The 14371-nt window shown below is 61.9% G+C and carries 12 protein-coding genes; 8 read left to right on the top strand and 4 right to left on the bottom strand.

Annotation, left to right across the window (positions count from 1 at the left end; all coding sequences use genetic code 11):
* Window positions 1-59 precede the first annotated feature (59 nt).
* Both fhuA and DXXMK7_RS11825 read right to left on the bottom strand, forming a co-directional pair.
* A complete protein-coding gene (gene fhuA / locus DXXMK7_RS11830; RefSeq protein WP_038919265.1) occupies window positions 60-2252 on the bottom strand; it encodes a ferrichrome porin FhuA in 2193 nt (730 codons plus the stop codon).
* A gap of 242 nt (window positions 2253-2494) precedes the next feature.
* Complete coding sequence (locus tag DXXMK7_RS11825; RefSeq protein ID WP_038919264.1) at window positions 2495-3274, bottom strand: DeoR/GlpR family DNA-binding transcription regulator; 780 nt, start codon at window positions 3272-3274, stop codon at window positions 2495-2497.
* A 112-nt stretch (window positions 3275-3386) separates the two neighbouring features.
* On the opposite strand from DXXMK7_RS11825, the gene hisN reads away from it, so the two are divergent.
* From hisN to DXXMK7_RS11810, 3 genes are all read left to right on the top strand, one after another.
* On the top strand, window positions 3387-4181 hold the full coding sequence (gene hisN / locus DXXMK7_RS11820) for a histidinol-phosphatase (RefSeq protein WP_038919263.1): 795 nt from the start codon (window positions 3387-3389) through the stop codon (window positions 4179-4181).
* A 106-nt stretch (window positions 4182-4287) separates the two neighbouring features.
* Window positions 4288-5466, top strand: a complete 1179-nt coding sequence (locus DXXMK7_RS11815; protein WP_038919262.1) for an MFS transporter — start codon at window positions 4288-4290, stop codon at window positions 5464-5466.
* A 28-nt stretch (window positions 5467-5494) separates the two neighbouring features.
* Entirely contained in the window at window positions 5495-6304 is an 810-nt protein-coding gene (locus DXXMK7_RS11810) for an HAD family hydrolase (RefSeq protein WP_038919261.1), read from the top strand.
* 6 nt (window positions 6305-6310) lie between these two features.
* Here the strand turns inward: DXXMK7_RS11810 and DXXMK7_RS11805 are convergent, their stop codons facing one another.
* Window positions 6311-7390 (bottom strand): NAD/NADP-dependent octopine/nopaline dehydrogenase family protein, encoded by a 1080-nt coding sequence (locus DXXMK7_RS11805; protein WP_038919260.1) that lies wholly within the window; start codon window positions 7388-7390, stop codon window positions 6311-6313.
* A gap of 425 nt (window positions 7391-7815) precedes the next feature.
* Complete coding sequence (locus DXXMK7_RS11800) at window positions 7816-8781, bottom strand: LysR substrate-binding domain-containing protein (protein WP_038919259.1); 966 nt, start codon at window positions 8779-8781, stop codon at window positions 7816-7818.
* Window positions 8782-9085: 304 nt separating this feature from the next.
* On the opposite strand from DXXMK7_RS11800, the gene DXXMK7_RS11795 reads away from it, so the two are divergent.
* From DXXMK7_RS11795 to DXXMK7_RS11775, 5 genes are read left to right on the top strand one after another with little or no spacing between them, the layout of a single operon-like run.
* Entirely contained in the window at window positions 9086-10543 is a 1458-nt protein-coding gene (locus DXXMK7_RS11795; RefSeq protein WP_038919258.1) for an NAD(P)-binding domain-containing protein, read from the top strand.
* Window positions 10536-11378: an alpha/beta fold hydrolase gene (locus tag DXXMK7_RS11790; RefSeq protein ID WP_038919256.1), complete on the top strand. Its 843-nt coding sequence runs from the start codon at window positions 10536-10538 to the stop codon at window positions 11376-11378. The genes DXXMK7_RS11795 and DXXMK7_RS11790 overlap by 8 nt, the downstream gene beginning before the upstream one ends.
* Window positions 11378-12298, top strand: a complete 921-nt coding sequence (locus tag DXXMK7_RS11785; RefSeq protein WP_038919255.1) for an ABC transporter permease — start codon at window positions 11378-11380, stop codon at window positions 12296-12298. Before DXXMK7_RS11790 ends, DXXMK7_RS11785 begins: the two co-directional genes overlap by 1 nt.
* 12 nt (window positions 12299-12310) lie before the next feature.
* Window positions 12311-13168 (top strand): ABC transporter permease, encoded by an 858-nt coding sequence (locus tag DXXMK7_RS11780; protein WP_038919254.1) that lies wholly within the window; start codon window positions 12311-12313, stop codon window positions 13166-13168.
* Window positions 13165-14367: a Xaa-Pro peptidase family protein gene (locus DXXMK7_RS11775; RefSeq protein WP_038919253.1), complete on the top strand. Its 1203-nt coding sequence runs from the start codon at window positions 13165-13167 to the stop codon at window positions 14365-14367. The genes DXXMK7_RS11780 and DXXMK7_RS11775 overlap by 4 nt, the downstream gene beginning before the upstream one ends.
* Window positions 14368-14371: the final 4 nt, after the last annotated feature.

Genomic DNA, 14371 nt, shown 5'->3' with positions numbered 1-14371 from the left:
AAGGTATTGGCATTGGATAGTCGCGGCCTGGGCCGCGACCATCATGAAATGCCGCCTAATCAGAACCGGAACGTGGCGGTCGCGGTAACGCGACGTTCGCTGCCCCAGTAGCAGGCGTAATCGGTATAACAGCTGGCCACGTACTGGCGATTCAGCAGGTTATCGACATTGACGGCCAGGCTGGAGCCGGGCATACCGAACGCCGCCAGATCGTATTTCACCATCGCATCCAGCAATCCGTAAGGCGCCACCTTAAAGGTATTGTTCGCATCGCCGTAGGAACTGCCGACGTAGCGCACGCCGGAACCGATGGTCAGCCCGCTGAGCGTGGAATGGTTAAAGGTGTAATCCGCCCACAGCGAGGCCTGATTGTTGGGAATCTGATACGGGCGTTTACCTTGCAGATCGGTGTCGTGGGTATATTTGGCATTAACATGCGAATACGCCGCCGTCACGTTGATGTTCTGCGTCAGCGCGCTCTTGGCTTCCAGCTCCAGCCCGCGCACCGTGATTTCACCGCTCTGGACACTGAAGTTGGTGTTGTCGGGATCGGTAGTCAGGTTGTTGCTCTTGGTCAGCGAATAGACCGCCGCCGTCAGCACCAGCGGGCGATCCTTCGGTACGTATTTCACCCCGGCTTCATACTGCTTGCCGAGCGACGGTTTGAAGGTCTGGCCGCTGGCGCTGGCGCCCGATGTCGGTTCAAAGGATTCGCTGTAACTGAAATATGGCGTGATGCCGTTGTCAAACAGGTAGTTCACCCCGCCTCGCCAGGTAAATTGCCCCTGACTGTTCGAGTCGGTGGTCCCGGCGGTGCGATTCTGCGCCGAGGTTTTCGCCCGGTCGTAACGCCCGCCCAGCGTCACCAGCCACTGATTCCACTGCGCCTGATCCTGCACATAAACCCCGGTCTGCTCCTGACGATTCAGGTAGTTCCAGGGCGACAGCGAATCCGCTGGAATGCTATCGTCGCCGTAAGCCGGATTCAGCAGGTTCAGCGATGATGCCGAGCCAAAGTACTCGTCGATATCGTTACGCATCCGCATGTAATCCACGCCAAACAGCATCGTATGACTGACATCGGCGGTTGAAAACGTCGCCTGCGCCTGATTATCGACAGTAAGGCTGTTCAGACGCTCGTGAGAGATAACGGATGCGCGATCCATGACATACGGCAGCGAGGCGGAAATGCCCGAACCATAGATGCCGCGGTACTGCGTTTCCAACTGCATATAACGCAGGTTCTGCCGCACGGTCCAGGTGTCGTTAAACGCATGTTCGGCGCTGTATCCCACCATCTTTTGGTTACGCGCCATCTTGTTGCTGGCTTCGCCATCGTTAAACGACGTGGACAGCTTATGCGGATTGCCGTTGCTGTCGAGGAACGGGTTAACCGTGCCCTGACGCGGCAGCCAGCCGTAGAAACCGGCATACGGGTCGTTCTGGAAATGGGTCAGCAGCGTAAAGCGGGTATTTTCATCCGGCTGCCAGCTAAATGATGGAGCGATGGCATAACGTTTCTCTTTAGCGAAATCCTGCTGGGTATCGCTGCCTTTCGCCACGCCGGTCAGGCGGTAGGTATACACGCCTTGATCATCGATCGCGCCGCCGAAATCGAAACCGGTCTGGAACAGGTTATCGGTTCCCATCTTGAACTGGACTTCGCGGATGGTTTCAGCCGTCGGCCGCTTGCTGACCAGCGCCACCAGGCCGCCCGGGCTGCTTTTGCCGTACAACACCGACACCGGTCCGCGCAGTACTTCCACCCGTTCCAGCATGTAAGGATCCAGCGACGCTTCCGAATAGTTGTCGCCCTGCAATTTCAGGCCGTCGAGGTACTGATTGGTGTTGACCGCGGTGAAACCACGCAGGTTAACCACGTCATAGGTGTTTGAGCTGCCGCGGTTGCCGGCAAAAACTCCCGGCGTATAGTTCAGCGCGTCTTTGACGCTGACCACCTGACGCGTTTGCATCTCCTCACTGGTCACGACGGACACCGACTGCGGATTTTTTTCAATCGAGGTGTCGGTTTTGGTGCCGGTGGCGCTGCGTTTGGCGGCAATCGTCGGTGCGGCGCCCCACGCATTTTCCGGCGCGGCCGCCGTTGAAGCATCGACGTTGATGGTGTCGTCCGCATAGGCCGTTACCGATGCCGTACCCGCCAGAGCGGCGGAAATCAGCAGCGCCAGCGCGCGTTTGTGGGCATGCGAAGGGGAGACCTGGCCGAAGCCTGCGCCTTGTATTGTTATCATTACGATTTCCCTGACTATTTTTAATTAAAAACAAAAGAAAATGACAATGATTATCATAATCAATAACGATAATGCTGTCAGAGAAAGAATTCGTAACCTGATGTGTACGAATGTATAGATAAGGTAAAGCTAAGAGGCTTACCTGAAACAGACGTTGTCACAGGCCGGGACGGCGAGGTGGCTAACCCCGCGTTACCCGCCCGCGCGCCGGGGCGGGTAATACGTGCGGCATAAGGGCTGATTTATCGCACATCGGCAAAGCGGATAGGCAGCTGTTTGTCGATAAACGGCGCGAGTTTATCCGCCGGGATCGCCGGTTCCACCACCAGGGTGGTGATGTCTTCGCAGGGGATGACATGGTAGCGGGCGATCGCCGGGAGCTTGTCCGACGTCATCGCCACCACAATCTCGTTGCTCTTGCGCGCCGCCGCCTGCTTGAACTCCGCGTCTTCGTAGTCAAACACGGTCAGCCCTTCGGCGGCGTCCAGCGCGCAGCCGCCCAGAAAGCAGAGGTCGAAATAGATGTTCTCCAGCTGTTTTTGCGGTGTGATGCCAAGCGCGCCGCCGGTGCGCGGTTGCACCCGTCCACCGAGCATGATCACCTCCGCATGGGGTGATTTCATCATTTCCAGCGCGATAGCGGGGGAGTTGGTGACCACGGTCACGGATAACGAGGCCGGAATCGCCCGGGCGATAGCCAGATTGGTGGAGCCGGAATCAATAAACACGCATTGACCCGCCTGAACCAGCGCCGCGCAGGACTGACCCAGCCGATCTTTGGCCTCGCTGTCGGCAGCGGCGCGGGTGATGAAATGACCGTCAGCGGGAGCCAGGCTGACGGCGCCGCCATAGACCCGCTTACACACGCCTTCGCGCGCCAGTTCCTGCAAGTCGCGCCGTATGGTGTGTTCCGATACCTGCAATTCCTGCGACAGCAATGTACATACCACCCGGCCTTCCTGGTGCAGCCGATCCCGGATCAGGGATTGTCGCTGCTCAGGAAAAGATGCATAATCGAGCATAACCAATCCTTATAGATAAATAAATCGAGCGTAACGAGCAGAATCAATCATCGTGACGCGCTTTGTCAATCCAATATTGTTGATGTGCATGCTATCGCAAGAGGTGAATACCATGAGTCAGCCACTGCCGGATATGGCGTTTTTTCATACGTTGGCCGAGGCGGCCAGCCAGCAAACCCTGCCACGTTTTCGCTCACACCAGAATCTGCATGTCGGCAGCAAACCCAAAGAGGGATTTCGCTTCGATCCGGTGACGGATGCCGATCGGGAAGCGGAACGGGCGATTCGGGCATTGATTACCGAACACTATCCGGAACACGCGATTTTGGGCGAGGAATTCGGCGCGACCGGCAGCGGCGACATTCAGTGGATTCTGGACCCGGTCGACGGTACCCGGCCGTTTTTGTGCGGATTGCCGGTATGGGGCACGCTGATCGGGCTGTTATATCAGGGGCGCGCCGTGATGGGCATGATGAGCCAGCCGTTCACCGGCGAGGCGTTTTGGGCCGATGGGCGACATGCCTGGTATCGCGGTCCACAGGGGGACGAACGCCGGCTTGCGACACGCAAGAATGTCCCGCTCGATCAGGCCATTCTGCATACCACCTCGCCGGAACCGATTGAACGTCATCCACAGATTCGCTTCGCCGAACTGACCGGGCGCACGCTGATGACCCGTTACGGCGGCGAATGCTACGCGATGGCGATGCTGGCCGCCGGGCACATCGATATCTGCCTGGAGTATGCGCTGCAACCTTATGACATTGCGGCTTTTATCCCGATTGTGGAGCAGGCGGGCGGCGTGGTGACCACGCTACAGGGCGAACGGCCGGAAGCCGGCGGGCAAATTCTGGCGACGGGGTGCCCGCGGCTGCATGAAGACGTGCTGCAAGTCCTTAATGGATAGTTTACTGAATAGCCTAATGGATAGTTGATATGCGGCGCGCGCCGCGGCGGTTATTGGTCAATACCTTTCTATTGGTCAATACCTTTCACACGAGACAGTATCGTTTATGCCACAGTTAACGGATTCCCTGAAAAATTCCCCTTTGTCGGGTCGCGTCATCGACGAACCTGGACGGCGCGAACAACGGGCGACGCGCGCCATGTTTTTTCTGGCCGGGTTCGCCACCGCCGTCTGGGCGGCGCTGGTGCCCTTTGCCAAGCTGAATACCGCTGTCGATGACGGTACGCTCGGCCTGCTGTTGCTGTGTCTGGGCGGCGGCGCGCTGGTGGCGATGCCGGTCACGGGGATGCTGACCACCCGCTTTGGCTGCCGTAAGGTTATCGCGCTGGCGGTGTTGCTGTTTAGCCTGACGCTGCCGTGGCTGGCGGTGATTCCGGATACTCTGTGGCTGGCGATCGCGCTGCTGGTATTCGGCGTCGGGGTCGGCACCACCGACTGCGCCATGAACGTGCAGGCGATTCTGGTGGAAAAGGCGTCGGGCAAAGCCATGATGTCGGGGTTTCACGGGTTTTACAGCATTGGCGGCATCGTTGGCGCCGGGGCGATGAGCGGCATGATGTCGCTGGGGCTGTCGCCGCTGGCGGCCAGCCTGCTTAGCGTACTGGCGGCGCTCTTGTTATTGCTGACGCATCTGTCCGGCCTGCTGACGTACGCCAATCCGCCGGAAGGCCCGGCGTTCGCCATTCCCCGCGGCGCGGTGCTGGTGCTGGGCCTCATCTGTTTTGCCGTGTTCCTGGCCGAAGGCACGGTGTTGGACTGGAGCGCGGTCTTTCTGACCGAGCATCGCGGGATGCCGGACGCGCAAGGGGCGCTCGGTTTTGCGTGTTTTGCCGCCGCCATGACGCTCGGTCGCCTGACCGGGGACCGGGTGGTGACGAAACTGGGGCCGCAACCCGTGGTGATGCTGGGGGCGTCGATGGCGGTCGCCGGTCTGATGCTGGCGGTGTGGGTGCCGTTCTGGCCGCTGGCGCTGCTGGGGTATGCGCTGATCGGGCTGGGGTGCTCCAATATCGTGCCGATCATGTTCTCCGCCATTGGCCGTCAGACCAGTATGCCGCAGGCGGCCGCGGTGCCGGCGGTGACGACGCTGGGCTATCTCGGGGTATTGGCCGGACCGGCGAGTATCGGGTTTATCGCCCATCACAGCAGCCTGTCGGCCGCGTTTCTGGTGGTGGCGGCGTTGCTGGCGCTGGTTGGGCTGAGCGCCAAAGCAGTGAAGGTCTAATCGTTCGGACACATGACGGAGAAAAGTGATGATTAAGCTGATTATTACCGATCTGGACGGCACGTTTCTCAACCGCCACGGCGAGTTCAATCAGGCGTTGTTTGCCGAGGTCAGGGCGCTAATGCAACGCAAGCAGGTACAGTTTGCGCCCTGTACCGGCAAGCAGTGCGACCGGGTTGAAGAACTGTTCGGCGCGCCGGCGGCGGATTTCTGGATTCTGGGCGACAGCGCCACCCGTATCCGGCACCGGGGCGAGTACGTCTATCAGTCGCTGATCGACAATGCGCTCGGCCGGCAGATGATCGCCACGCTGGACGCGGTGAATCAGGAACATGTGATCATCGCCTGTACCCCCGATGGCGCGGTGCTGAAAGATTCGCTGGCGCCGGCGATGATCGAGAAAGTGAAAAAATCCTACGCTACCGTCCGGCTGGTGGCGGATTTCAACGCTGTGCGGGATGATTTTGTCAAAATCTCCCTGTTCGATGAAAAAGGGCGTTGCCATCAGACCCGCACCCATCTGGCGCCCTATGACGATCGCGCTTATATCGTGGTGTCCGAAGCGGCCTGGATTGATATCGCCGATGTCGGGGTACACAAAGGCAGCACGGTGGCCCGATTGCAGGACATGTTGCAGGTAACGCCGGAAGAAACCGCGGTCTTCGGCGACGGGTTAAACGACATTGAGCTGATGCGTTGCGGCGACTACAGTTTCGCCATGCGCAATGCGTTTGAGGAAACCAAGGCCGCCGCCCGCTTTATTACCGGTTCCAACGACGACGACGCGGTGATGCACACCATTATCCGGCTGTTGAACCTGCAGCCGGACGCGGCGTAGCCGGGGTCAGGCGTAGCCCTGATGGATGCGTCGACGGAAGGCGTCCGGCGACAGGGTATCCAGCGCCAGCGCGGGCAGGATGTTATTCTGTCGGCGCAGGTCCTGTCCCCAGATGGCGCTGGCGACATGGATGGCGGCGGTGTGCAACGGCAGCGGCAGCCCCGCGTAACGAGCGATAGTCTCGGCAAACACCAGTCCGTACGGGGTATCCTCCAGAATAAACCGGGTGTCCAGCGTTTGCGGTCCCGCCGGGCCGCCGCGTCGGCGGTGCAGTTCGGCGGCGATATCCGCCAGTTCTTGCTGCGGCAGGTCGAATGACTGCCGGAAGTGTTCCTCAATGCTGTGCAGCGACAGATCGAACGCCGCCGCCAACTGCTGCCGTTCCCTCTCCAGCGCGCCAATCAAGCGCGCCACGCCGTCGGTCAGGTAGTGATACTGCGGCCAGCTTTCATGGCGCTCAATGCGGGTCACATTACATAGCGCCAGCCCGAGGTGGGCAATCGGGTTGATATTGATGAGCGATGTCGCCAGGACGTCGGATTGCGCCCGGAAGCGCGCGCCGAAAAGCCCGGCGCACAGCGCGATGCTCTGCGCGTTATGCGTGACTGGCACAGTGGCGACATCCACGAACTGACGGGCCGCCATGAGGGCGACGGAGTGACCGTCCGGCTGGCGTCGGGCGGTCAGCAGCGTGGTGCCCCAGGTGATGATCGGCAGCGTAAGGCCGCGCGCTGCCAGCCGATCCGCCAGATATAGCGCGCTGAGCGAGCAGGCGCTGTTGATGATAACCGACTGGCCCGGTTGCAGATGGGGCGCCAGCGCGTCCATCACCGCCCGGTGACCATAGCCGGGTACGCACAGCAGGACGGCCTGCGCGTCCGCCACCGCTTTTGCGATATCCGGCGTGATCGTCAGCCGGTACTGCCCGGCGAGGACCCCGGAACAGGTCAGCAGACCTCCCGCTTGCTGCAACGCCAGCAGTTCGTCCGCCACTGCCGACCACAGCACCGGCGTATGCCCGGCGTGCGCCAGCCAGCCCGCGCTGGCCAGGCCGATATTGCCGGCTCCCAGAATAGCGACTTTCATAATTGAGTCCTTACAACGAATCGGATTTCGTCCGGGTTATCTTTGCTCTGGTTATATTTGCGATAGCGTATTCCGCCCGGCGGGCATGAATTATTCCCCTCGGTGGATGAAAATAACGGAATGCTGCTCCAGCACCGCCCGGCAGGCGCGGTCAGATAGCGCGATGCCTGAAACAAGCGCGCACGAAGCCCGTCCCGCCAGAGGCGGTAATTTATCTTCGCCGGTAGCCGACGGTGTTTTTATGCTTTACGCGCATGATTCATTCATTAATTGCTGATGAATGAACATGGCGGAAATATATTTTTTTGCGCAATAAATCCGGATAAGCGATTTTTAATTCCGGTGATGATTATCGCTATATCCCAGAATCTACGCAGCAGCGCTTCATCCAGACGGTCGCCCCGCGTGCCTCGATTCCTGGCTGCCTAGTTATTCAGCGTGGTCATGATGCGGTGATGATCGTCTGAATGAAACAGGGTAAACGCCGGTAAGCGTTCCCGGGCGCTGGCCTCCAGCGCGTCGATCAGTTGCAGCACCGGCGTTCTTGGCGTCCGGGACTGCGGCGTCACCACGCCGAAGTGGTAGGGAATGTCCGTATCCAGTTCCCGAATCGCCAGCCCGTCCAGCGGCAGGCCGTAGGCCGTCACCGGTTCGGTAATCGCCGCGCCCAATCCGGCGCGCACGCAGGACAGAATGGTGGCGGAAGAATTGGTTTCGATCACGTACCGGGGTTTGATGCCCGCTTTTTTTAGCACCTGCTCAAAGCGGTTGCGCAGCCGGTACGGGTTGTACAGCGTAATCAGCCGACGGCTGGCCAGCGCCTGCAACGTCACCACCGGCGCCTGCGCCAGCGGATCGCTATCGTTTAGCACCACCACGCAGCGGGACTGGCCGATCCAGTGGCGATTCACATTCTGATGCTCCAGCGGCAGGCTGCTGATGGCCAGATCGGCATGTCCTGCAATCACCGCCTGCAGCGTCTGCTCGGCGGACTGGCTGAGCAGCTGTAACGGCGCGGTCAGCGTCAGCCGCGACAGCGCCTGCGGCAACAGGCCGACCGACATCGCCGGCGTGGCGGCCACCACCAGCGGTTTCTCTTCGTCGTCGGCGATCTCCCGTACCCGCACCTGCACCTGCCGCAGCGAGATCAGCGCATGCTCTACCGATTCGTGCAACTGATACGCCTGCTCGGTCGGGGTAATGCGCGGCCCGTTGCGCTGGAACAGCGGGTAACCGATTTTGCTTTCGAACTCCTGAATCAGACGGGTCACGGCAGGCTGGGAACGATGCAGCAGCCTGGCCGCCGCGGTAATGCTGCCTGCGGAAATCACCGTGGCGAAGGCTTCCAACTGGCGTAAATCCAGATCGTCCAGCAAGGTGGTATGGGTCATGGCGCCGTCTTCCGTCCGTTGTGGTTTTTTCACAGGATCTCCCGCATAGCTCGTTGACGCACTCCGTGTCTTCCCGACGGGAAAACGCGGCGGGATTATCACCAACGCGCGGTCTGTCCGTCGTGAGCCTGGTCAATTTTGGCGACAGGATGCGGCATTTTCCCCGTGATGTATATGCAATTTTCCTCATAACCTCAGTGTTTTTTATCATTAATAAAACAAATCAAAGCGCGTTAATAATGTGAAAAAAACATATTAAGCGGATGTCCGTCCGCTGGCATGACCGAACACAGGAGCAGGATTCATGGCGTCACAACAAGAGGGCGGGCTGCCCGCGCTGGAAGCCCGATTGAAAGAGGAGCTGCAATGGCTGGAATTGCCCGCCCGGTCCTGGGTGCCGCCGCGACAGACGGAAGATGGGCAACCGGTGCTGGATGTGGCGATTCTGGGGGCTGGCATGTGCGGATTGGCCGCCGCTGCGGCGTTGCGGCTGGCGGGGGTGGATAATGTGCGCTGCTTTGACCGGGCGCCCGCCGGGCGTGAAGGACCGTGGAAAACCTACGCGCGCATGGAAACGCTGCGATCGCCGAAGCAGTTGACCGGCCCGGCGCTGGGGTTGGCGTCGCTGACGTTTCGCGCCTGGTATCAGGCGCAGTTCGGCGCCGACGCCTGGGCGGAGCTGGATAAGATCCCCCGCACCCAGTGGATGGATTATCTGGTCTGGTACCGGCGGGCGTTGGATTTGCCGGTGCAGAACGACACCGAGATCACCCGTATTTTGCCGGGCGTGGACGGGTTGCTGGCGCTGGAAACCCGCCATCTGACCACCGGCGAGGTGCGGCGCCGCTACGCACGCCGGGTGGTGGTGGCGAGCGGGCGTGACGGGCTGGGCGGGCCGTATGTGCCGGCCATCGCCGATACGCTGGATCGGCGCTACTGGGCGCACACCTCCGACGACATCGACTTTGACGCCCTGCGCGGTAAACGTGTGGCGGTGATCGGTGCGGGCGCATCGGCGATGGACAATGCCGCCGAAGCGTTGGAGCGTGGGGCAGGCGAAGCGCATCTGTTTTTCCGACGGCAGGATATTCCGCGCATCAACAAATTTACCGGCATTTCCAGTCAGGGGGTGGTGCAGGGGTTTCTGGGGCTCAGCGACGACTGGAAGTGGAAATTTCTGCACACCACGTTGGCGGCCCAGACGCCGCCGCCGCGGGATTCCACCCTGCGGGTGTCGCGCCATGCCAACGCCTTTTTCCATGCCGGCAGCCCGGTCGAGGCGTTGACCGCGACGGATGGCGCGGTGCGCCTGACCACGCCCAAAGGCGACTGGTCGGTTGATTTCGTGATTTTCGCCACCGGTTTTCAGGTGGATTTGCCGCAGCGTAGCGAACTGGCGTACTTCGTTCCGGCCATCAAACAGTGGCGCGATGTGTTTACGCCCGCGGCGGGTCTGGAAAACGCGGAGCTGGCGGCGGCGCCCTATCTGGGGCCGGCGTTCGAATTTCAGGCCAAAACGCCGGAACAAAGCCCGCTGCTGGCGCGGATCCACTGTTTCAATTACCCCTCGACCCTTACCCACGGCAAGCTGTCCGGCGATATTCCGGCGGTGAGCGACGGCGCTCGCCGGCTGACGCAGGGCATCATCCGCAGCCTGTTCGTGGAGGATCGTGAACAACACTACGCCGACCTGCTGGCGTTTGAGACGCCGGAGTTGCTGGGCGACGAATGGCGCGACGCCGACGAGGTGCGGCATGGCTGAGATTGTCGTCAACGGCGCCACGCTGGTGTACGCGCAGGCGGGAGAATCACATCCGCAAGCCGTCATTATCCTGCATGGCGGCCGCGGTATCGGCGATCACCGCGGTGACTTTCAGGCGTTTCTGCCGCTGGCGGATCGCTACCATCTCATCGCCTACGATCAGCGCGGCTGCGGGCGGTCGAGCCTGACGCCGCCGTTTACCTTCGACCAGTTGGTGGACGATCTGGACGCGGTGCGCCGACAGCTGGCCGGCGACAAGCCGGTTATCGTGCTCGGCGGTTCCTTCGGCGGGATGATCGCCCTGAGCTACGCGCTGAAATATCCGCAGGGGCTGTCGCATCTGATTCTGCGCGGCACCGCCCCCAGCCATCACCACGAGGCGCAAGCCGTCGCCAACTTCAAAGCGCGGTTGCACAAGGCGCCCAGCGCGTCGCTGGCTATGATCGACAAACTGTTTTCCGACCGCGTGACGGATGACGTCGAACTGCGCCTGATCTGGCTGGCGTTGCAGCCGCTGTATTACGAGCAGTTTGACGCCGACGCCGCGCTGGAGCGCACCCGCACGCTGTCGCTGCACGCCGCAACCCACAATGCGTTGTTCGCCGATAAAGCCTATGACCTGCGACACCGCCTGGCGGATATCCAGACGCCGACGCTGGTGGTAGTGGGCGGCGAAGACTGGATCTGCCCGCCGGAGCAATCCCGGCTGATCGCCGAAGGCATTCCGGGGGCGCGCTATCTGGAGATCGCCGGCGCCAACCATCCGGTGCATATCGAGCAGAACGCCCGCGTTCTGGCGGCGATCCGCGCCTTCCTGTCGCCGCAGGAGGTGTGATGGCGCGCTTTATTCTGGTTCGCCTATTGGAAGCGCTGATCGCCGTCTGGGGCGTGGTGACGCTGGTGTTTTTCGTCACCCGCGTACTGGGGGACCCCACCGTACTGCTGTTGCCGGTAGGGGCCGGGCAGGCGGAACTGGACGCCATGCGGCATGCGTTGGGGCTGGACCGCCCCTTATACCAGCAGTACGCCCATACGCTGTGGGCCATGCTGCACGGGGATTTCGGCATCTCTTTTCAGTACATGCAGCCGGCGTTTGACGTGGTGCTACGGCATATGCCCGCCACCGTGACGCTGGCGCTGACGGCGCTGCTGTTCGGGGTGCTGCTGGGCGCGGCGGCGGGCGCGGTCGCCGCCCTGATGCGCGGCACGTTGCTGGAGCTGTTGGTGATGGTGGCGGCGCTGCTGGGGCAGGCGACGCCGGTATTCTGGCTGGGCGTGATGCTGATCCTGCTGTTTGCGGTGCAATTGGGCTGGCTTCCCACCGGCGGCGCGGGCGGCGGGCGCCATGTGGTGCTGCCTGCCGCCACGCTGGCGGTCTTCGTCACCGCCTCCATCGCTCGTCTGCTGCGCTCTTCCATGCTTGATGCCCTGCGGGAGGACTATGTGCGCACCGCCCGCGCCAAAGGGCTGTTGCCGCATACGGTGTTTTTCTGGCACGTGGCGCGCAACGCGCTGATCCCGGTGGTCACCATGGTGGGCATTATCGCCGGCGAGCTGCTGGGTGGTTCGGTGGTGACGGAAACGGTGTTTGCCTGGCCCGGCGTCGGACGGCTGATCGTGCAGGCGATTCAGGTACACGATTTCCCGGTGATCCAGGCCGGCGTGGTGGTGGTCGCCGTGCTGTTCATCGTCATCAATGTGATGGTGGACATGCTGTACGGCGTGCTTGATCCGCGCATTTCCCGACGTCGTTAAGGAGGCGAAGCGATGAAAAGCTTGGTTGTAGCGCTGGGCCGCCACCGCGGCGGTCTGTTTGGTCTGGCGATGATCCTGTCGCTGTTGGCGGCGGCGCTGGCGGCGCCCTGGCTCGGATTGCCGTCGCCCACCCAGTCGAGCCTGCTGCTGCGTATGCAGCCGCCGAGCTGGAGCGGGCTGCTGGCGCCGGGAGCGCATCCGTTTGGCACCGATGAGCTGGGGCGCGACGTGCTGTCGCGGCTGCTGTTCGGCAGCCGCGTCACGCTGATGGTGGCGCTGAGCGCGGTTCTGCTGGGCGGCGTCGTCGGCGTGCTGCTGGGCATGCTGGCCGGGTATCACGGCGGGCTAATCGACCGCGTGCTGATGCGACTGGTGGATATTCAACTGGCGTTGCCGCTGATGCTGATGGCGCTGCTGGTGGTGGCGGCGCTGGGGCCGTCGCTGCAGAACCTGGTGTTGGTGCTGGCGTTGACCAGTTGGATCCGCTTTGCCCGCATTATCCGCGGGCAGACGCTATCGCTGCGCGAACGGGAGTTCATCCTGTCGGCGCAGGCCATCGGCGCGAGCGGCTGGCGCATTCTGCTGCGCCATATTCTGCCCAATGTGCTGACGCCCGCGCTGGTGGTGGCGACGCTGGAACTGGCGCGCATCATCATCATGGATGCGGCGCTGTCGTTTCTCGGGCTGGGGGTTCAACCGCCCGCCCCAAGCTGGGGGCGGATGCTGGCGGACGGGCGGGTTTATCTGTCCAGCGCCTGGTGGATCGTCACCTTTCCCGGCCTGAGCATTCTGCTCACGGTTTTGAGCGTCAACCTGCTGGGCGATGGGTTGCGCGACTATTTTGACCCGACATTGAGGAACCAACGATGAATTCACCGCTTCATACTTCTGCCGCGTCGCGGCTTCCGGCCCGTATCGAGCGCGTTCGCCGGGCGATGACGGCGCAAGGGGTCGATGTCATGGTGTGCTTCAAGCAGGAGCACAGTTTCTACCTCAGCGGGTTTAACCCGATTATCTATTCCCACCCGGTGATCGCTATTGTCGCCGCCGGGCACGACCCGATCATGCTGGTACACGCGCTGCGTGACGATCACGGGCGCGGTAGCGCCTGGGTGGGCGATGTGCGACTGTATGGCGCCTGGTCGAACAAGGTGACGCTGGGCGCCGACTGGCAGACGGCGTTGGCGGCGATTCTGGGCGATCTCGGCCTGGTGGATAAAACCGTCGGCATCGAAGAGGATTTTCTGTCGTTGCGGCGGGTTCATGAACTGCGGCAGGCGCTGCCGCAGGCGAGTTTTACCGACATTTCGGCGCTGCTGGAACATGCCCGCCTGATCAAGGACGAGGATGAAATCGCCCATGCCCGCATCGCGGCGCGTCTGGCCGACCGGGGGATGGACGCGGCGATTGCGGCGGTCGCCGCCGGCGGCAACGAACGGGAAATCAGCCTGGCATCCACCGTCGCCATGCAACAGCTGTGGGCGCAGGATTATCCGCAGGTGGAAGTGTGCGACTTCGGCTCGCTGGAAGGCGGCGTCCAGAGCGGACTGGCGACCTGGGCGCTGGCGGGGGAACGGCTGTTTTTCAACTGCGACAACCCGACTACGCGTCGGCCGCAGCGTGGCGAAACCGTCGGCATATTTATCTGGAGCATCGCCAACGGCATCCATGCGGAAAACGAGCGCATGGTGGCGCTCGGCCCGCTGGCGGACCCGCAACGGCGGCTGCTGGACACCATTTTGACGATTCGCAGCGAGGTGGATGCGCTGATCCGCCCCGGCACGCCCTATCGGGAGCTGTTTCTGGCGGTGAAATCCCGGCTGACGGCGCAGGGGTACGGCGATTACATTCCCGGCCGCATCGGCCACGGCATCGGGTTGGGCGCGCATGAGCACGCCTCGCTGGATCCGCGATCGTCGCTGGTACTGGAGCCGGGCATGCTGATCACCTTTGAACCGAACCTGCGGGTGCCGGGCGTCGGGGGCACCCAGATTTCCGATACCGTCCTGATTACCGACGGGGGGCGCGAATACCTGACGCGCACCGCCGGCGGTTACCTTGAGGTGTAACGCC

The sequence above is a fragment of the Dickeya sp. MK7 genome (assembly GCF_000406305.1).
GTDB lineage: Bacteria > Pseudomonadota > Gammaproteobacteria > Enterobacterales > Enterobacteriaceae > Dickeya > Dickeya fangzhongdai.
Note: the sequence above shows the minus strand (reverse complement) of the source record. Positions and strands in the feature narration are given on the sequence as shown.

Bases quoted from the DNA above. Each gene is read 5' to 3' on its own strand.
- DXXMK7_RS11825 (WP_038919264.1), bottom strand. From the start codon at position 3,274: ATGCTCGATTATGCATCTTTTCCTGAGCAGCGACAATCCCTGATCCGG.
- hisN (WP_038919263.1), top strand. From the start codon at position 3,387: ATGAGTCAGCCACTGCCGGATATGGCGTTTTTTCATACGTTGGCCGAG.
- DXXMK7_RS11815 (WP_038919262.1), top strand. From the start codon at position 4,288: ATGCCACAGTTAACGGATTCCCTGAAAAATTCCCCTTTGTCGGGTCGC.
- fhuA (WP_038919265.1), bottom strand. From the start codon at position 2,252: ATGATAACAATACAAGGCGCAGGCTTCGGCCAGGTCTCCCCTTCGCAT.
- DXXMK7_RS11810 (WP_038919261.1), top strand. From the start codon at position 5,495: ATGATTAAGCTGATTATTACCGATCTGGACGGCACGTTTCTCAACCGC.
- DXXMK7_RS11790 (WP_038919256.1), top strand. From the start codon at position 10,536: ATGGCTGAGATTGTCGTCAACGGCGCCACGCTGGTGTACGCGCAGGCG.
- DXXMK7_RS11785 (WP_038919255.1), top strand. From the start codon at position 11,378: ATGGCGCGCTTTATTCTGGTTCGCCTATTGGAAGCGCTGATCGCCGTC.
- DXXMK7_RS11800 (WP_038919259.1), bottom strand. From the start codon at position 8,781: ATGACCCATACCACCTTGCTGGACGATCTGGATTTACGCCAGTTGGAA.
- DXXMK7_RS11795 (WP_038919258.1), top strand. From the start codon at position 9,086: ATGGCGTCACAACAAGAGGGCGGGCTGCCCGCGCTGGAAGCCCGATTG.
- DXXMK7_RS11780 (WP_038919254.1), top strand. From the start codon at position 12,311: ATGAAAAGCTTGGTTGTAGCGCTGGGCCGCCACCGCGGCGGTCTGTTT.
- DXXMK7_RS11775 (WP_038919253.1), top strand. From the start codon at position 13,165: ATGAATTCACCGCTTCATACTTCTGCCGCGTCGCGGCTTCCGGCCCGT.
- DXXMK7_RS11805 (WP_038919260.1), bottom strand. From the start codon at position 7,390: ATGAAAGTCGCTATTCTGGGAGCCGGCAATATCGGCCTGGCCAGCGCG.